This is a genomic window from Candidatus Paracaedibacter symbiosus (assembly GCF_000757605.1).
GTDB classification, from domain to species: domain Bacteria; phylum Pseudomonadota; class Alphaproteobacteria; order Paracaedibacterales; family Paracaedibacteraceae; genus Paracaedibacter_A; species Paracaedibacter_A symbiosus.
In genome coordinates, this window is sequence record NZ_JQAK01000001.1 from 1,603,079 (window position 1) to 1,622,034 (window position 18,956).

Here is an 18,956-nt window from a genome sequence, read left to right on the forward strand (position 1 = left end):
TTTTCTATAAATCCAGGATATTCTTTACAATAATGGGCATAAACCCCCATTTCCATTCAAGATGAATAGAGGTAATATGGTGACTTACGTAGAGGAGGCCTTGATAGGTTAAGTTTCTTTTAATATGTTTTTGCTACCTTGTATTAGCGATAAAGTTTTATATTGGAGTATAGATTATGTTAAATCGAATTTTATTGGTAACAGTTATGACTGCTCTGCCTGCATTGGCAATGCAACCTCAAACGTCCACAAATGAAGATGCTATGTTGCGAGAAGCGATGGGGCAATCAGAAGAAACTCAAAAAGCGGAAGAGTTAAAGCGCCAAGCTGAAAATCGCCATATCATTGATTATAAAGCTTTAAAGGCTCAAAATACTTCAGACGAGGAGATTGCAAAAATACATCATGAAGAAGATGCACGGTTACAAAAAATCATAAGTGGTCTTTATCAAGCTAATGCAACTTTAAGCCTTAAGGCACCTGAAGAAGCAGCAGATAAAAAAGTGATTAAAGAAATACTTGATAGATATTCTAAATATCAATCTGATAACTCAGAGAGCTGGTCCCAAACTTTTTATTAAACGACTGAATGATGGAAAGGAAAACTCACAACAGTAGGTTTCCTTCAATACTCCCCGAGAGTCATCTTGGGGATAAATTATATTTCTTAAAAATGGCAGGCTTTTCTAAAAGGATAACTCCGTAACCCTTACTCTATTTCTTCCTCACTACTTGAATCTGGCGTTTTAATTTTAGCAAATAATTCGCCAATTTTAGCTGCTTGTTCAATAGCATCATCCAGCACAAATTTTAGGTTGGGAACATACCGGAGCTGTAACTCTTTGGAAAGCAAATAACGCAGCTCACCTCGGTATTTCTTAAGGTGTGTCAATGTTTCTTGGATATGCTCCCCCCCTAAAGGCATCACAAAAATCAACGCATTGCGTAAATCAGGGGATACCGTTACTTGCGTAACGGTGATGGAACGATCGCGAAGCTCGGGTGAGAAGAAATCCCCTCGAGAAATAATCCCAGCGAGCACCTGACGAATTTCTTCAGCAACACGTTTTTGGCGATTACTTGGTGCCTTTGTTGGCACCAAGTTTTGCGAAGTAGAAGGTTTTTTTTTCATTAGAGTTGGCGAGCCACCGATTCAATTTCAAAACATTCAATAATGTCACCCTGGCGAATGTCATTGTAGTTTTCAAAGGCCATACCACACTCATATGACTCTTTAACTTCACGAACTTCATCCTTGAAGCGGCGTAAAGTTTTAAGCGTTCCTTCGTGAATAACCACGTTATCACGCAACAACCGAACCTTAGCGCCTCGACGAACCATTCCCTCAGTGATGTAGCAGCCAGCAACTTTACCAACCTTACTATTGATGAAGACTTCACGAATTTCCGCAGAACCGAGATAACGTTCGCGAAGCGTTGGTGAAAGAAGGCCAGACATTGCAGCTTTGATATCGTCAATCACATCATAAATAATTGAATAGTAACGGATATCAACTCCATCACGACGGGCAAGGTCACGCGCCTGTGGATTGGCACGGACGTTAAAGCCGATCACGACGCCACCAGACGCACGGGCGAGCACGATATCGCTTTCGTTAATACCACCCACAGCCGCATGAAGGACGCGCACGCCAACTTCTTCTGTCGATAGTTTGCCGAGGCTTTGAGCAATGGCTTCGAGCGATCCTTGAACGTCAGTTTTAATAACAACACCTAACTCCTTGGCCTCTCCAGCAGCAATACGGGACATCATTTGTTCCATGGAGCTGCGAACAGAAGCAACAGCTCTTGCATCCCGTTCGCGGCGAGAGCGGAATTCAGCAACTTCCCGGGCACGAGCTTCGGTTTCAACAACAAAGAATTCATCACCTGCAGAAGGAACACCGTTAAAACCTAAGATCTCAACAGGCATCGCTGGAGTGGCAATGTCAATTTTGTGGCCCTGATCATTAATGAGCGCCCGAACACGACCCATTTCAGTGCCAGCCACAAAAATATCACCAACTTGAAGGGTTCCGCGCTGAATCAAAATTGTCGCCACTGTTCCACGACCGCGATCAACTTTTGCTTCAACAACCACACCTTCAGCACTGCGATTTGGATTCGCTTGAAGTTCAAGAACTTCTGCTTGAAGGAGGATCGCCTCTTCTAGTTTGTCAAGGTTCAAGCCCATTTTAGCAGATACTTCAACACACATCACGTCTCCACCAAACTCTTCGGTGACGATGCCGCTGTTCAAAAGTTCACTACGAACGCGTTCTGGATTTGCATCCGGTTTGTCAATCTTGTTGACGGCAACAATAATGGGCACACCCGCCGCTTTTGCATGGTTGATCGCTTCTTTAGTTTGCTCCATGATGCCGTCATCTGCAGCCACAACCAAAATAACGATGTCAGTAACGTTGGCGCCGCGGGCCCGCATTTCGGTAAAGGCAGCGTGACCGGGTGTGTCAATAAAGGTAATCTTTTTCCCTTGAGGAAGTTGGACCTGATAAGCCCCAATGTGTTGGGTTATCCCACCCGCTTCGCCAGAGACAACATTGGTTTTGCGCAAGGCGTCAAGCAGTGATGTTTTTCCGTGGTCAACGTGACCCATAACCGTGACAACTGGTGCACGTGGCAAAAGATCAGTGGTCTTATCTTCAATGCCTTTCAGCCCAGTTTCCACATCAGCTTCGGAGACACGTTTTGGCGTATGCCCAAATTCAGTACAAATCAGTTCAGCTGTATCCGCATCAATGGATTGGTTAATAGTGACCATCATTCCGAGTTTCATCAAGGATTTAACCACGTCACCAGAGCGAATAGCCATACGATTTGCCAGTTCGCCAACGGTGATAAATTCAGGAATAATAACTTCACGCACGATTTTGATTGTATCAGCAGCAGCTTGTCCGGCATATTTTTGTTTTTGTCGTGCGCGTTTTAGAGCAGCCATAGAGCGGCTACGCTCTTCGTCGCCACTAAGGGCTCGTGAAATCACATTGCGATTCAACTTACGGGGGGCTTCACCATCACGGCGGGGTGAGGTCGGTACCAGCTTTTTAGCTTCAACAACTTTGGCAGCTGCCCTTTTTTTACCAGCTTCCTCTTCATCATCTTCATCAATTGGGCGAGGATGCTGTTTTTGGGATGGGCGATGGGACTCAGAAGTTTCCTTTGCAGGAGGCAACTCAATCTGGGGCGCAGCTTGTTGTGGTGCTCGCGGTTCAGGCTTTGATTGTTTTGGCGCGGGCGCTACTTGCTTTTCCTTTTCCCGGGCTACTTGTTTATCTTTTTCTTCTTGAGCTAGGCGTTCTTCTCCAAACACACGAATGCGCTCTTCCTCAAGTTTTTTTCGAGTTTCCTCGGCTCTGCGAATGGCTTCTTCTTGCTCAGTGGCGTTTTGCGATTGATTCTTCATTGCTTCTTGAAGCGCCCGCATACGGGCTCCAAGCTCGCCTTCTGTCAATCTGCCAGATTGTCCTTTTGAACCAGCTCCTCCTTGAGATCGTGAGTCACCAGGGTGAACGCGCTTGCGCTTTACCTCAACGGCGACAGTCTTGCTGCGGCCGTGAGAAAAGCTCTGACGAACTTGCTCAGAATCACTGCTTTTTTTCGCATCAGGTTTGAGGCTGAGCGTGAGTGTCTTTTTTTCTGTTTGTTTTGATTCTTCAGTCATTACGTTCTTTTTACCCTTTTTCATTATCTCAAAAGTGGGGAGTACCCAAAATCAGTGTTGCATTATTGTTGCTCATCTTCAAACCAATGCGCGCGTGCCGCCATGATCATTTCATTCGCTTTTTCAATTGTTAACATGGCGGGGCCTACAATTTCAACAAGCTCGTCACCGGCAAGGTCCGCAAAATCATCAAGAGTTTTAACTCCATTTTCGGCAAGTTTGACAAACATTTCCGGAGTAATATCTTCAATGCTTAGAAGATCTTCTTGGATGCCAAGTTTCTTTGCGGCAGCCACTGATTCTTTTGATTTTGCTTCCAGATAAACAATTGCACGTGTTTGCAACTCACGGGCGATATCTTCATCAAAACCTTCAATAGCAGTTAGTTCGTCAATAGGAGCTAAAATCAACTCCTCAAGCGTATTAAACCCTTCTGCTGCCAGAAGCTGGGCGATCATTTCATCAACATCCAGCCTATCCATAAACAACTGAGTGCGTGAAGCATATTCTTCGGTGCGGCGTGTGGCTTCTTGGGATTCGGTTAACACATCAATGTTCCAGCCAGTCAGGTGAGACGCAAGGCGAACATTTTGACCACGGCGGCCAATAGCGAGGCTCAGCTGATCCTCACCCACCACGACGTCAACCCGGTGATTTTCTTCATCCAGAACAACTTTTACCACCTCAGCAGGTGCTAAAGCATTGACCACAAAAGTTGCAGGATTGGCTGACCATAAAACGATATCAACTTTTTCCCCTTGAAGCTCTGTAACAACGGCTTGAACACGAGCACCACGCATGCCAACACAAGCGCCTACTGGATCAATGGAAGCATCGTTAGTGAATACGGCAAGTTTAGCACGACTACCCGGGTCCCGCGCAACTGATTTAATTTCAATGATACCATCATAGATTTCAGGAACCTCTTGTTCAAAGAGCCGGGCCATAAACTGGGGGTGAGTTCTGGATAGGGCAACAAGAGGGCCGCGTGCATCAGGGCGAACGTCGGCAATGTAAGCGCGGATACGATCACCAGAGCGGAATGTTTCCCGTTGAATAATATCATCACGGCGCAAAATACCTTCAGCTCGTCCTAAATCAACAATAACATTGCCAAATTCAACGCGTTTGACTGTGCCGCTGATGATTTGACCACCTTTGTCTTTAAATTCTTCATATTGGCGTGCCCGTTCAGCATCGCGCACTTTTTGGAAGATGACCTGACGCGCGCTTTGGGCAGCAACCCGACCGAATTCCACAGGCGGAAGCCGTTCTTCCAGTACATCACCAACAACGGCATTTTCTTTTTCAAGCTTTGCGTCAGTAAGCGAAATTTCTGTGTGTGGGTCCTCAACAACGTCAACAACGGTCATGCCTTTGAAGATTGACACTTCACCGGTATTGCGATTCACAACCGCGCGAATATCATGTTCATAACCATACTTGGCCTTTGCCGCTTTTTGAATGGCTTGTTCCATAGCGCTTAGGACTTCTTCACGGTCAATGCTTTTTTCACGCGCAACAGCTTCAGCAACATGCAAAAGTTCATGGCGAGGTAGGTTGCTGGTATGATCCGTAGTTTTAATTTTTCTTGTAGTCACTGTCGTTATCCTCTGATCAGTTATGACTGTCAAAATTTATATGTAAACGTGTTGATTTAATGTCTGAGAACGGAATCGTAATGTGCAGATTCTCTTGTTTGGGCTCATTTGTTAAAGTCAACGTTATTTCAGTTTCAGTGGCGGACTCAAGCCGCCCAATAAAAGTTTTACGATTATCAATGGCTTCGTGTGTCTTGACAATAACTTCTTCGCCTTGAAAACGGATGTAATCTTTAAGTTTAACGAGTGGACGATCAAGTCCAGGTGAGGAAACTTCTAATGTGTAAGCGCCCTCAATCGGATCGTATTGATCAAGTAAAACAGAAACAGTGCGACTAACCGTTGCGCAGTCATCCACATCAACGGAAACCCCATCTAATCTATCGATCATTATTTGCAAGGTGCGGCGCATATTTCCGGAAAGCAAAACGCGCACGATACCATATCCCTTATCAATAAGAGGTTGTTCAATAATGTCTTCTATCTTTTTTATAATGTCCACCGAGTCTGATTTCCTTTCCCTTTTCAGGTAGGTAATGATTTTTTAAGTATAAAAAGCTGTTTTCCTTTTTCAGGAATAAACAAGCCCATTACACTTATTTTAGGTATATAAGCAGAATTTATGGGCTTTAGCAAAAAAATTCAAGCTAATATTCCGCTGGATACGCTTCAAAGGATGCGTTACATATGAAAATATCAAAATAAATTAAAGATTGAGTTATCAAAGCACAGTTTTTTTTGAAAAAACTTGACGTAAAGTAAAACTATATAAATTACAGTGAGTTAGATATGGTCACAGAATCTAAGCCTTATATTATTGTTCTGGGGAATGAAAAAGGGGGCACAGGCAAGTCAACAGCTGCAATGCATTTGGTGACGTCGCTCTTGCATCAAGGATACACTGTTGGCTCGTTAGACGTCGACGCGCGGCAAGGAACGCTTACCCGCTATGTTGAAAATCGAGATAATCACATTCGGGAAACCGGGCTGGCGTTGTCGATGCCACGCCATTACCCCATTTATAGAAGCGCCTTAGAAAGCGTAACAGCCGCTCAAGAAGAAGAGCAGCAGCGTTTTGCTCAGGCTGTAGAGCTTTTGCGCGATTGCGAATTCATTGTGATTGACACACCGGGAAGTGACACCTATCTGTCTAGGCTGGCCCATTCTTATGCAGATACATTAATTACCCCTTTAAATGATAGTTTTATTGACTTAGACATGCTGGTTCGGGTAAATCCCGATTCCCTGGATATTTTACGCCCGAGTACTTATTCAGAAATGGTTTGGGATCAAAAAAAGCAACGCGCGATTCGTGATGGCGGTAAAATGGATTGGATTGTGATGCGAAATCGACTCAGCAGCATTCACTCTCGTAACAAGGAAGAAATGGAGCGCGTTTTACAGGCGCTTTCTAAACGGATCGGCTTTCGCCTAGTGCCTGGATTTGGCGAGCGTGTCATTTTCAGAGAACTATTCTTAAATGGACTCACCTTGTTGGATATGCGGCAGACAAATACGCCAATGACGCTGTCACATCTGTCTGCAAAACAAGAGCTGAATGCGCTGATTGAAAAAATCAATTTGCCGCCGCAAATCAAGTGAGTGGGGACGTAAGTCTCTCATTCCAGGAGGGCATCATGCCAAAGAGGTCATGCAACGGAAATTCAGCGGTGGAGAAGACTTACTCAGATTGAAGGGGGGTGGGGGAGACCCAGAGTTCCTCAGTCTTAGGACGACCTTACATCCATTCATCGACTCTGGCGAGCTGGCGATAGTCATTGAACTTAACTTTTTCCTCCCCCCATGGACAGGAAAGATAAACCGCTCCTTCCCCATGAAAATAACTAAGAAGCGCTTCAAGGCCATTAGCCGCTTCACTTAACAGCGTTCCATAATCTTTGAGAAACTTAATGGTGCCTCCATCAAGCCCGCCTTTCAGCTCCCAATAGACGGCGTTTAGCTCATCCGGTTGCAGGGCGCCAAAGCCACCGCGCTTTAAAATGAGACCTTCAAGGGCCAGTTGGGGGGCAAAGCCTAATCGAATATCGATTTCCGTGGGCAGCATGCCGGTTTTATAGTCAACAAGTTGATACTTACCGCCGCCCAAGGTGTCAATCCGATCGGCAATCGCGGTAAGCGTAATTGCTTGTGTGCCGATCATAAGCTCTATTTGCCCACGCACTTCGGTTGCGATTTTCGCAGTATCTGCTAAGCCAGGTATCTGGCCAATCCAATCACAAATCTGTTGAAATCGATACCACCAGAATGTTTTTACGACGACGTCCTCGAGATAGGGGGTAAAAATATCTCTACCAATTTGTTTCATTGCCTCAACAAACGCTGCGCCTTCACGTGGGTGGTGACGTTTGAAGGTTAAATCGAGGACCTGGTGCACCAGTTGACCCCATTCGCGGGCCGTCAAAGGTTGATCCAAAGGCTCTAGCTTTTTAAGTTTTAAGATGTTTTTTGCATAAACACTATAAGGGTCCCGTAGTAAGCGCTCGATATCGGTCACGGAATAATGCTTTGGTTTAACGTGAGACGGCGGTTGCGGCTGGGGAGCAATCCCAGGCTTTATGGTGTCTGATTGATCCAGCTGACGCACCAATGCTTTCAGTTTAGCCCCTTCTGGGGAAGTTAATTGATATTGTTTAAGAACCGTTTGCACGCGTTGCCATAAACGGCTTGGCACCGTCGCACTGCCATTGTGCTGTTCTGAGCGGGTAAGATAAACGCCATTTGCTGAAAAACCCAAACAAAAATCATGCGCTGCCAGGCCTAGGCGACGTTGGAGGGACGAAAGTCCTAACTTGAGTCGCATTTGATTGGAAAGCCACGGTCCCTCATCGATTGCCTGGGGCCAAACCGTTTCATTGAGACCGGCTAGGATCATCACATCAGCCTCAGTTTGTCTTGCTTCTAGGGTTCCTAAAATCTTCAACGGGGAGCCAATCCCTTGTCGGCGATGAACAGAAACTTGAGCTTGGAGACGCCCCAAAAGAGCCGCATAATCTTTCCAACTCATCGGTGGGAATGCTGTTGCTTCTGCCTGAATTTCTTTTAGGAAAGTATGGGCTACTTCACCATCATTATTCATCCAAAGAGAGGGCCCCGCCAATCCCAAGGCAACCTCTAAATGAAGGGCCAACCACTCTGGAAAAAGACAATTTTTTGGCGGAGAGAGTACGGGTGCAATATACTCTAAAATCCCATCATACCAGGCTCGTAATGGCTCTGGGACAAGATGAGAATCTCCCAGCTTGACGCCCCGTTTTTTACGGAAAACCTCGCATTCTAATTGGCGAACGCGCCCTAAATGGGAGCCTCGATCCTCCCCTTTTAAGAAGAGCGGGTGCTTTAATAAGGCGATCCAATCGGTGATAGCCATGTCCGATGCAAGGCGGCCGATCAGACTTAAAAAAGTGCCAACAACGGTCTCACTCAAAGGCGTTCCAGCGGAGACATTTGCTTCAATATCCCAACGCTGAAGATAAGCCTGCACCCGCCGTGTGAGACCTTGGTCTGGCGTAATCAGCGCTGCAGTTTCATTTTCTTGCTCATAAACTGATCTTAAAATTGTGGCAATCACAAGCGCTTCCTCATCAGCTGTTGCGCAAGGGATCAGGATGATTTGAGGTGCAGATCCCACAAGGGGTGGCAAGTGATCTGTCGCCGTTAAAAGGGGTGCCATTGCTTGGTGTAAAATTTGTGTTTTTGCAAGAGTGATAGGGACCTCCCGCCAAGGCTGGATCTTGGCTGCTGGCCCGCCCAAATAACTCACAAATTGACTCAAAGTATAGTTAGGATGCGTCGGCCCAACATTAGAGCTAGCATGCGGGTCAAACCCTGGTAAGACCACCATCCCTTGAGGAAAGTCAAGGATTTTGCGGGCAAGTTCGGCGGTAGCGGGCCTGGTTCCTGTAGTCCCTGCCAAAATTACTGGAAAAGAGGGTCGCCAATGGGTGGCAATGAATCTTAAATTTTGCTGCTGAAATTGCGCTGCCTCGCTCAATCCGTTTTCTTCTAAAATCGCTGGCCAATAGGAGGAAATAATCTTTAAAAATGCCAAATTCTGTTGCCAGTAATTTGAAAACTCATCCTCCACCAACGTTTCTAATTTGGTTAACTCAACATTGGAGATATAAAACTCATCCAGTAATGTGGCAAGCTCTTGCGCGAGAGGATAGGCTGCTTGCGTTGTATGACACAAATTTTTCTGCTGTAAAAACTGTTGCACAAGTTGAGTGAGGTGTCCCAGCCGCTGCCATTTGGAGATCACTTTAATAGGAGGATTTATATCTATATCAAAAGGCAACCCTGGCAGAATGGGCTCTTGTTCCAAATCGGCGAGGGCATAGATGCGCGGTAAAATCAAAGATTTTTCGCTTGCTTTTTGTTTAAAGATTTCTTTCAGCGATAAACAGCCTCGCCTGGTTGGCAGCAGCACCACTGTTTGCCCCATCGCTATCGGGTCGCCACCAAAGCGATCAATAATGCCGGCGGCTAAATTTCGCAGAAAAGGTCGCCCTACGTCGATATTATAAATAGTCATGAGCGAAGATGGTCTTCTAAAGCATGATAGGCGGCGAAGGATCCCATATCACACCATCGGTTATTATGGATAACTCCATGAAGACGATGTTTTGCCTCTGCCTTATGGAATAAGAGAAGCTGCGGGAATGAACCAGGTGATACCCCTTCAAATAATCGGGGATGTAAAATACGGACGCCTGAGAAAATATACGGTGCCGCACGTCCTTCCTCGCGAAATGTCAGTCTAGACTCCTCTTTTAGGTGATAGTCACCCGCCCCTGAAAACTCGATGGCTTGTTCTTTGGGGATGATTGCCAACAATGCATCCATCGAAGCGTCATCCCAGCTGGTTTCTAAGCGTTGTAGCAGCGATATACTCTCATCTTCTTGCCACCAAATATCGGCATTAATGGCAAAAAAATGGGTGTCCTTCAAAGTGGGAGAGGGCCTGCAGGACGCCGCCGCCTGTCTCGAGTAATTCGGGCTCATGGGAAATGAGAATGTTGGGGGTTTTGACTGTTGCTAAATAATCTTCTAACTGTTGCGCAAGATAGTGGGTATTGACTACTACTTTTTTAACACCGTGCTGGCGCAACCGATCCAGCAAATGTGCTAGAATGGGGGTGCCTTGAACCGGCAAAAGAGGTTTAGGTGTTGTTAAGGTTAAGGGCTGTAATCGTTTGCCAAACCCTGCGGCTAACAGTATGGCCTGATCAATCAACATGCGGGATACTCCACTGTGTTACATGGTCACTAAACCAAGCGGTGAGGTTGGGAAGCTTAGCTTCTGCCAAAGAAATCTCGAGTAATCGCCAAACCCGTGGCAGATAACTTAGATAATGTTTTTTGCCCTGGCCAATCGCCAGTCTGGTAAAAATCCCCAAAATCTTTAAATGACGACCCGCACTTATTACGGCACTGGAACGACGTAAAAGCTCAAGGTCAAGCTCAGGAAAGGCAGCGCCATATTGCTGCCATAAAGCCTCTTTTAAGGCGGGATTAACATCACGTCGGGCATCTTCAACTAAGGAGACAAGATCGTAGCCTACAGGTCCCCACAAGGCATCTTGAAAATCAAGTAAGCCACATTGTTGATGGGTATCACGCCCCGGCAAAAGCATCAAATTATCCACGTGATAATCGCGTAAAACAAGGGAACTTGGTTGCTGTCGCAGTGCGATTGTAAATGCTTGCTGCCACAGCGATTCATAGGATTTCCGAGTCGCACTGGATGCTTCTTTGTCTTGGGTGGCGGGGTAATACCAGTCCAAAAACAACAAAGCTTCACGTAAAAGTTCGGCTGCCGTGTACTCAGAAACACAGGCTTCTTTCTGCACAAAATTTCGATGAAGATGAATGAGGGCATCTACTGCAATTCTATAAAGAGCGGGTGTATTTTCTGAGGTTAAGGCACGGGTATAGGTTTGATCACCAAAATCCTCTAACAAAATAAACCCGTTATCAAAATCGGTCGCTAAAATTGCTGGAGCCGATAACCCTCGATCATACAAAGTTGTGGCAAGTTTACAAAATTGCTCTGGCTTTTCACTTAAAGGGGTGTCCATCAACACTACAGACTTTCCATCCTGCTGCCAGCGATAATATTGTCGTGGGGAAGCATCGCCCGCTAAAAACACCAAATGCTCAGGATCATAATTATGGGCGACGAGAAATGCCTGGCGTTGTTGTTCACGTACTTTTGATGCCATATCAAATTTCGATATCAAAGAAAGTGTCACTGATGTTACCTCGTAGATATAGGGAAATTTCGCGCCTTGCATCGGGACAAATTTTTATATGTAAGTCAATGCGATTCTCTGGCAAATGGGGGCCTACTTTTTCTGGCCACTCTATCAGGCAAATTCCCGTATGAAATGCCTCATCCATGCCTAACTCAAAAATTTCTTCTGCTTGCTTAAGGCGATAAAAATCACAATGCCATATCTCTCCTGCCATCGTCGAGTAATGTTGTACGATGGTAAAAGTCGGGCTTGGTATGTCATCCAAAGAGGGGTCTAGGGTTTTCAAGATCTGCCGAGCAAAGCTGGTTTTTCCTGCTCCCAAATCTCCCCACAAACAGAGAGAAACACCCGAATGAAGTCGCAAGGCAATTTGCCGTGCTAACTTTTCCATCTTTTCAAGGTTTAATGAATGAAAAATCATCTTTTTAAGTATTTTGAGTGTATACTAATAATATATAGCGCATGAACGGATTATTAGTAAATTCGTTTCATAATTGAGTTAAGAAGATTCTCTCTCTACGATGGAATGTAGACGATAAAAGGGATGTTTTTTATGAAAATATGGGGGATTCACTCCGGCATTCGTGAGAATGATGAACAAATTCAAAGCTTAGGCCAAGAATTTTCTGGCCACTTTGAGTTTAAATCAGCAACCCTTAAACCATTGTGGCGGCATGTTACTTCTTTTTTAGGGTATACTCATGATTCTTTTTTTGAGCATGGAGCCGATCAACTTGTTGCTCCTTGGCCCGATATTATCATTAATGGTCATCCCTCTACTGCTGCGATCGCAATGATGGTTAAACAACGCAGCCATAATAAGAGTTTCCTTATTAATGTGCATCGTCCTGAAATCTCACACGCCAGTTTTGATCTTATCATTGCACCGGAACATGAAAAGATTCAAGCAAGCAATGTCTTTCCTATCACGGGATTTTTAAATGGGATCAAACCAGAAAAATTAAGTAAAAAAAACTACGCTTACACCTTTGATCATTTGCCAACACCCCAGATTCTCGTGCTCGGTGGTGATGAGGCGCAGACAGTGTTGTTAAGTGATACTGAAGTTGCGCATATTGCCGATGATTTGAGCCAGCTACAAAATAAAATTGGCGGGACGTTAATTATTAGCCAAACCCTTGATCCAGATCACCGCCTGAAGGCAAAAGTGGATACCATTCAAAAAACACCTGCCTTTTTTCTAGATCAGGATCATCCGTTGATTGGGGCTTTTGCTTGGGCTGATATTATCGTCTGTGTGGGTGATGAAATCGCTAATTTGTCAAAGGCTTGTTCTACTGGAAAACCAGTTTTGCATTATAAGCTCAACCATGCTACGCCTTACGGTTTTGCCGAGTTTTATCAAAAGTTGTTATCGATGAACATGATTGCCACGATTCATGATAACCTAAGTCAAGCGACTTATCACCCTTTACGTGAGGCTGAACGAGTAGCTAGCCATATTTGTCAACTACTGCATAAAAAAATAAGGTTAATGTACTCCTTTAAAGTGGCCATTTTTGTGAATAAAAGCTGAGTCCGAATTATTATAGAGTTTAAGGCGCTCGATCTCTTCCTTAATCTTTAACTTCTGCTTCTTCATCTCATGTACAGAGACATCATCCGTATTTGTCAGCTCAATCTCATGAATCTTATAATCAAGTTTAGAATGCCGTTCAAGAAGTTGCTTTAAATGAGACTCTATTACCATGGCATTGACCTCCCTCTCAAAAAAGAACACCTGTGCTAAACTTCGTATCCGTTATGAGAGTTTGGCAGGAACTTTCCAGTCAAGATACGGAATTTAGCTTTATAAAATATGGAGTAAAATAAAGGCTGGTCAAGGGAAAGAGGTAACTTAGTATAAGAATATTTTAAAGACAGAGTTGAGGCCAACAAAGCTTATGCTTTTGCCAATGAGTGAGTAAGGTGAATGAATGAAATATCCGGAAAGAAGGTGAAGGCGGGGAAGAATGATCTGAGGCGGGGAGACTCGATAAATTCTTCATTTCTCTTGAAAAATGGAAAAATAGTCACTACACCATAAAATATAATAATGGTTGTTATGTTGGGGAGTCACGTTAACGAGATGATTCCAGAAAGGCAGTAAAATGAGCACTTTTAAGCAAACTCAAAAATCCTTACACTTTAAAAAAATTCCAGCACGCTATCTTGGAATTGTAATGCCGTTTATTTTATCTTTTTTCATCTCTGGAATTATTTCCGCCATTCTCACAATCAAGAATGGTGGGTTTCAATCAGGAGTATTCTTTATTTGGCTAAGTTCCTGGGGGCTTGCCTGGAGCATTGCATTTCCCAGTGTTCTTATTATGTTGCCAATCGTCAGGCGTTTTGTGGGACTGATTGTCGAACCAACTAACCATTAGGGTCATCACATCAAGTATTTGCATAAAAAGAAATGCGCAGAATCTAAAAAACAATCGAACTATGATCTTTCCTCTTTAATCCCAAAGAGTATATGCCTATGACTCAAGAACTTTTAGATCAAGCAATTCACCAACAACAATTGGCAGCCAACCCTTTGGCTTGTGCCTGGGTGAGTGCATCGGCGGGAACCGGTAAAACCAAAGTTCTGATTGACAGGCTGCTCGCTTTATTGTTAAGCGGTGTGGACCCTCAGCATATTTTATGTCTGACCTTTACTAAGGCTGCAGCCGCTGAAATGCAGCAACGTCTTTTAGGGGCATTGCAAGATTGGGTTTTGCAGGATGAAGCAAAGCTCCAGAAAACCTTAACCTTATTATTGGCAAAAGCCCCGACATTGGAGCAATTAGCCCGAGCCCGGCAACTTTACACCCTTGCTTTAGAGACGCCAGGTGGCTTAAAAATCGCCACTATTCACGGTTTTTGCCAGACATTATTAAATCGATTTCCGTTGGAAGCAGGAATTACCCCGAACCCAGATATCATGGATGAAGTCCAAAGTGCTGAGCTGTTGGACCAAGCAAAACGCCGCGCGTTAACCAATGCACTGGGTCAAACTCAGCAGAGCTTGACAGAAATTTTAGTCTCCCATTTTAAGGATGGATCTTTTCAGACGGCGCTCCAAGAAATGGTTGACAATCGGCGTTATTTTAGACGCGTTATGGAAAAGTATCCGGATATGGCCTCGTATGCAATGGCGTTATGTAATAAGTTAGGAGTAGAGATTCAAAAAAATCTCCTCGACCCAGAACTTAAAAAATCTTATTTTACCAAGGCTTATCAATTAACCCCCTCTGATCGACAGCAGCTCTTGGCAATTTTAGCTGACAATCCTCATCCGGTATTGGAGAAGTGGCTTATTGCCGAAGCGACCAAAAAATTTGAGTTATTTTCTGAGTATGCAGCCCTCTATCTTACCAAAAAAGGGGAGTACCTTAAAAAGCTAAAGGTACCGCATGAGGCAGAAGCTACCCAAATTTATCGGCTGAACAAAACCCTAGAATCACTCGAATTAGCGCAAAAGTCAGCGTGTCTCTTTTCTTTAGGAAGTGCTATTTTTCAGGAGTATCAACTCCTTAAGCAACGGCAAAATCTATTGGATTATGAGGATTTGATTGAAAAGACAATTAATCTTTTAACCCAACCAGAAATCTCCCCTTGGATTCTTTATAAACTCGATGGTGGGATTCAGCATTTATTGGTGGATGAAGCGCAAGACACTAACCCAGATCAGTGGCGTGTCATTTTAGCGCTGACAGAAGATTTTTTGACCCCCCATAAAAAACATCGCACAATTTTTGTGGTGGGCGATGTAAAACAGTCAATCTACAGTTTTCAAGGCGCAAGTCCCCGCGACTTTATTACCCTGCGTGACTGGTATCGACAAAAATGCGAGGCCATTGGTCAAACTTGGTTGGATATTGATCTTTGTGTCTCTTTTCGGTCAACTCCAGAAGTTCTATCGGTGGTTGATAGGATTGTCAATCAACCGGATCATCAGCTGGACATCCAGTTTCGTGAAGCACAAACCCAGCATTTGCCCTTTCGGGCCCCTCAGCCGAGCGGGGCCCCAGGAGGTGTTTATTTATTGCCAGCTGTTTTGATGCCAAAGCAGTCCTTATCTTTAGAGCCTTGGCCAATTCCTGATAAACCCTGCCATTTGGAAACATCGCTTGATCAGGTATGTCAACAGATAACCATGAAAATTCAAGAGTTATTGGGCAGTCAAGCAATCTTATCTGCCACGGGGAAACCGATCCAACCTAAGGATATTTTGGTGCTCGTTAAACAGCGCGGGGAGTTGGCACCCCAACTCATTCGTACTCTCAAAAAACAGGGAATCCCTGTGGCAGGGATGGATCGCTTTTTGCTGAACAGTCACTTAGCTGTGCAAGACTTGGTAGCGCTTAGCCAATTTTTACTCTTGCCTCAGGATGACCTTGCCTTGGCCTGCGTGTTGAAAGGGCCCCTGATTGAGTTGACCGAAGACGAATTAATGCAGTTGGCTGCTGATAGACCAGAATCCTTGTGGCAAGAATTGAGCCGACGTCAGACGGATTCTGCTAAACTTCAGGTGGTATTTGATTTTTTGAAAAGACTGTTGGGAGAAGTCGACTATCTCACTCCTTATCAGCTCTATCATCTGATTTTATTTAAATTACAGGGGCTTCAAAAATTTAGATCTCACTTTGGTCGGGAAGCAGATGATGCGCTTTTCGAGTTTTTGACCTATGCCTTTAAAGCGTCTGAAAATAACTTGGCAACCTTACAACAGTTTTTAGGTGACTTACAAAACACCCCCCAACATATAAAGCGAGATGGCGCAGATAATTCTCAAAATCAAATTCGACTGATGACTGTACATGGGTCGAAAGGGTTGCAAGCGCCAGTTGTTTTCATTGTGGAACAGTTTAAGACGCGAACAATGCCAGACCGCTTATTATGGGAGTTCGATAATGTAGGCGAAGCACAGTTTATGCTGATGCGTCCCCGAAACGACACAGATACTATTTATACCAGCGAGCTGAAAGCTAAAGTAACACAGTTAGAAGCGCAAGAAGATAAACGTTTGTTTTATGTGGCGTTGACTCGGGCGCAAGATCAACTTTATCTTGCTGGCTATGGGGATAGTGAAATCCCTGAAGCGTCTTGGTACCAATGGCTAAAGTTTTACGCTATTCCCACAGATGTAAAATCGATATCAGACTATCAGGCCAGAGGGGACGGCGCGATCACAGCGCAGAATTGGCTACAGCAACCAGTCAAACATCGTAAAATTACAAAAGTGGAAGCTGAAGATTCCCCCCCACAGACAGAGGCAATGCAACGTGGGGTTTTGATTCATCGATTATTTGAGTTATTGATGGATCTGCCGGCATCATCTCGAAAAGCGACGGCGATGGCGTATTTAAAGAAGCATAGTTTACCTGATTTCGACGTGTCGTTAGCGAGGATTTTAGAGACGCTGCGGCACGAGATTCTACTGCCATTTTGTGAGGGAAGAGCGATTGCAGAAATGGAAATTGCAGCCAAAGATGGAACATTGTTGCGCCTTGACCGGGTGGTGATGACGGGAAACATAATTAAAATTCTAGATTTTAAAACCTCGGTAAGCTTTCCCTCATCGGTTACAGCAACCCATCCCACCATTTTAGCGCAACTACGTGAGTATGCAGCAGCGATGGCAACTATCTATCCAAATCATCATATTGAGTGTTACTTGTTGTGGACAGCCGGGCCTATTTTGCATTATGTTCCAGAAGAATTGTTATATTCATCATAATCCAAAAACCGGTTTTTTAGCTTATGACCTTTGGCGCCTTTTTGATTTAAAACTTCCTTCGGTAGAGCAGGCTCTCGGCGGACATTTTGAGTTCAAAATTTTGCTCAAACCTCATGCCTAAAACTCTCGGTTTTTGAACCACGAAGAGTATGATAGAAAAAAAGGCCACTTTCTTCTAAAGGTTAGTGTGCTATATTTTATACAAGAGTAAGCAACCTATTAAGCAGAGGCATAAATGTCATCATTACATCAAACAAGCGATAATACGTTTAATCAAGACGTTCTCTTGTCAAGTACTCCCGTTCTTGTGGATTTTTGGGCTGAATGGTGCGGTCCGTGCAGGATGATCACGCCAATCTTAGAAGAAGTTTCCAAGGAAATGGGTGAGAAAATTAAAATCGTTAAGATTAATATCGACCAAAACCCAAATGTTCCAGCTCAATTTGGCGTACGCAGTATTCCCACATTGACTCTTTTTAAAGATGGGCAAGCTGTTTCTACCAAAGTTGGTGTTTTACCAAAAGGTAAAATCGTTGAGTGGATCCAAGCTTCCCTCTAAATTTATTTTTCTTATTTTTAATTCAACCCATACTGCCGCGAGGTAAGGTGGGTTTTTTTATAGACGGCAAACTCCTCCAGTCCATTAAATGGTTACAAGATCACCTTCACTTAATCCAAGAAAAAAGCCAACATACAAGGGGATCTGCGTGTACTTTTTAATGGCTCAATTAAGTTAACGGCAAACTAATAGATCGCCATGATGGTGTCCTTTTTTGCTAGAATCCCGTCCAAGAGCCAATATTATCAAAAAATTAGTGACTTTAGCATTTATTTTATTCAAATTACGTAAGAGATATAAAATAAAAAATCTTAAAACACAAAAGTTTTAACATTAATTTTAGAATGGATAATGCCCAATGAAGTTTAATTTCTTTTTTTGTTCATACTTATTTCCACACCTCTCTTTAGCATGGAGGTTGATTCTACTAACACAAGAAGTAAAAGGAATCTCCACGCGCATATATCTATTTTAGATCAAACGACTTATTTTGAGGTAGCTCCACAAAGAACAAAACGTCGACGTACTGAGGGGTGGTCTTCCTCATCTGATTTGCCAAATTGGTTGCTAGATAAAAATTTAACTTCAAAAGAGAAGCTGAAAAAATTACTTAGACTTTCAGAAGCAAATAAAGGTCTAACAGCTGCTGAAACGGATAAAGGTTTGCAACTTGTGAGTTATATGTATAGGGGCTTCATGGCTGGTAGCAAAACTCTAAAAGAGAACCAAAAATTCTTGTCGTTAGGAAAACATCTTCTTCATGCTATTCTGAAGCGTCCTCTTGAGGTTCGTTGCTTTGGTAAACATGTGAATTTATTAAAATATTTGGCCAAAATAGGTGATATCGCATATCAGGATCCAACCGATAGGCTAGCTTGTTTTGAAGATTTATTGGCTACTTATAATTCCTTTCATACCCACGCAATTGATTTGTTCCGTAAATTTGATTTGCCTTCTCAGGATCAAATATTATATAATGCTGTGTATCTTAAAATTTTTCAATCGTCTTTGGAACTGACGGAAGATGTTGCTGATCAAAAAAATTATTACTCAATATTATTGAGAGAAATGAACGGATATTATCATTAAGAAAAAATATTGGAGACTCTGAG

17 protein-coding genes are annotated in these 18,956 nt (G+C 43.8%); 7 read left to right on the forward strand and 10 right to left on the reverse strand.

Going from position 1 to position 18,956, the window contains the following annotated elements:
• The first annotated feature begins 176 nt into the window (after positions 1 to 176).
• A complete protein-coding gene (locus tag IG80_RS0107330) occupies positions 177 to 581 on the forward strand; it encodes a hypothetical protein (RefSeq protein ID WP_032113144.1) in 405 nt (134 codons plus the stop codon).
• Between the two features lie 128 nt (positions 582 to 709).
• Here IG80_RS0107330 and rbfA read toward each other — a convergent pair whose 3' ends face one another.
• The 4 genes from rbfA to IG80_RS0107350 all read right to left on the reverse strand — a co-directional run bounded on the left by rbfA (position 710) and on the right by IG80_RS0107350 (position 5,784).
• Positions 710 to 1,132 (reverse strand): 30S ribosome-binding factor RbfA, encoded by a 423-nt coding sequence (gene rbfA, locus IG80_RS0107335; protein WP_052046206.1) that lies wholly within the window; start codon positions 1,130 to 1,132, stop codon positions 710 to 712.
• Positions 1,132 to 3,681: a translation initiation factor IF-2 gene (gene infB, locus IG80_RS0107340; RefSeq protein WP_032113145.1), complete on the reverse strand. Its 2,550-nt coding sequence runs from the start codon at positions 3,679 to 3,681 to the stop codon at positions 1,132 to 1,134. Before infB ends, rbfA begins: the two co-directional genes overlap by 1 nt.
• Before the next feature lie 62 nt (positions 3,682 to 3,743).
• Positions 3,744 to 5,282 (reverse strand): transcription termination factor NusA, encoded by a 1,539-nt coding sequence (gene nusA, locus IG80_RS0107345; protein WP_084756225.1) that lies wholly within the window; start codon positions 5,280 to 5,282, stop codon positions 3,744 to 3,746.
• A gap of 16 nt (positions 5,283 to 5,298) precedes the next feature.
• Positions 5,299 to 5,784 carry a ribosome maturation factor RimP gene (locus tag IG80_RS0107350; protein WP_032113146.1) on the reverse strand — a complete coding sequence of 162 codons (486 nt, stop codon included), beginning with the start codon at positions 5,782 to 5,784 and terminating at the stop codon, positions 5,299 to 5,301.
• A gap of 287 nt (positions 5,785 to 6,071) precedes the next feature.
• On the opposite strand from IG80_RS0107350, the gene IG80_RS0107355 reads away from it, so the two are divergent.
• Positions 6,072 to 6,884, forward strand: a complete 813-nt coding sequence (locus IG80_RS0107355; protein ID WP_032113147.1) for a division plane positioning ATPase MipZ — start codon at positions 6,072 to 6,074, stop codon at positions 6,882 to 6,884.
• 136 nt (positions 6,885 to 7,020) lie between these two features.
• On the opposite strand, the gene IG80_RS0107360 is transcribed toward IG80_RS0107355, so the two are convergent.
• From IG80_RS0107360 to tsaE, 5 genes are read right to left on the reverse strand one after another with little or no spacing between them, the layout of a single operon-like run.
• Positions 7,021 to 9,834, reverse strand: coding sequence for a PD-(D/E)XK nuclease family protein (locus IG80_RS0107360; protein WP_032113148.1), 2,814 nt, complete (start codon positions 9,832 to 9,834; stop codon positions 7,021 to 7,023).
• A complete protein-coding gene (locus IG80_RS14640) occupies positions 9,831 to 10,250 on the reverse strand; it encodes a glycosyltransferase family protein (protein ID WP_052046207.1) in 420 nt (139 codons plus the stop codon). The genes IG80_RS0107360 and IG80_RS14640 overlap by 4 nt, the downstream gene beginning before the upstream one ends.
• Positions 10,222 to 10,539, reverse strand: a complete 318-nt coding sequence (locus IG80_RS14645) for a nucleotidyltransferase family protein (protein WP_052046208.1) — start codon at positions 10,537 to 10,539, stop codon at positions 10,222 to 10,224. The genes IG80_RS14640 and IG80_RS14645 overlap by 29 nt, the downstream gene beginning before the upstream one ends.
• Positions 10,529 to 11,524 (reverse strand): aminoglycoside phosphotransferase family protein, encoded by a 996-nt coding sequence (locus IG80_RS0107370; protein WP_052046209.1) that lies wholly within the window; start codon positions 11,522 to 11,524, stop codon positions 10,529 to 10,531. Before IG80_RS0107370 ends, IG80_RS14645 begins: the two co-directional genes overlap by 11 nt.
• 1 nt (position 11,525) lies before the next feature.
• On the reverse strand, positions 11,526 to 11,978 hold the full coding sequence (gene tsaE / locus IG80_RS0107375) for a tRNA (adenosine(37)-N6)-threonylcarbamoyltransferase complex ATPase subunit type 1 TsaE (RefSeq protein ID WP_032113149.1): 453 nt from the start codon (positions 11,976 to 11,978) through the stop codon (positions 11,526 to 11,528).
• Between the two features lie 132 nt (positions 11,979 to 12,110).
• On the opposite strand from tsaE, the gene IG80_RS0107380 reads away from it, so the two are divergent.
• Complete coding sequence (locus IG80_RS0107380) at positions 12,111 to 13,094, forward strand: ELM1/GtrOC1 family putative glycosyltransferase (protein WP_032113150.1); 984 nt, start codon at positions 12,111 to 12,113, stop codon at positions 13,092 to 13,094.
• Here the strand turns inward: IG80_RS0107380 and IG80_RS16800 are convergent.
• Entirely contained in the window at positions 13,050 to 13,268 is a 219-nt protein-coding gene (locus tag IG80_RS16800; RefSeq protein WP_075553169.1) for a YdcH family protein, read from the reverse strand. The genes IG80_RS0107380 and IG80_RS16800 overlap by 45 nt on opposite strands.
• 400 nt (positions 13,269 to 13,668) lie before the next feature.
• Between IG80_RS16800 and IG80_RS0107385 the strand changes: the two genes are divergently transcribed.
• The 4 genes from IG80_RS0107385 (at position 13,669) to IG80_RS0107400 (ending at position 18,933) form a co-directional block, all read left to right on the forward strand.
• Complete coding sequence (locus IG80_RS0107385) at positions 13,669 to 13,944, forward strand: DUF2798 domain-containing protein (RefSeq protein WP_032113151.1); 276 nt, start codon at positions 13,669 to 13,671, stop codon at positions 13,942 to 13,944.
• Between the two features lie 98 nt (positions 13,945 to 14,042).
• A complete protein-coding gene (locus IG80_RS0107390; protein WP_032113152.1) occupies positions 14,043 to 17,285 on the forward strand; it encodes a UvrD-helicase domain-containing protein in 3,243 nt (1,080 codons plus the stop codon).
• 235 nt (positions 17,286 to 17,520) lie between these two features.
• Entirely contained in the window at positions 17,521 to 17,844 is a 324-nt protein-coding gene (trxA, locus tag IG80_RS0107395) for a thioredoxin (RefSeq protein ID WP_032113153.1), read from the forward strand.
• Positions 17,845 to 18,255: 411 nt separating this feature from the next.
• A complete protein-coding gene (locus tag IG80_RS0107400; RefSeq protein ID WP_156962089.1) occupies positions 18,256 to 18,933 on the forward strand; it encodes a hypothetical protein in 678 nt (225 codons plus the stop codon).
• The last annotated feature ends 23 nt before the right edge of the window (positions 18,934 to 18,956 follow it).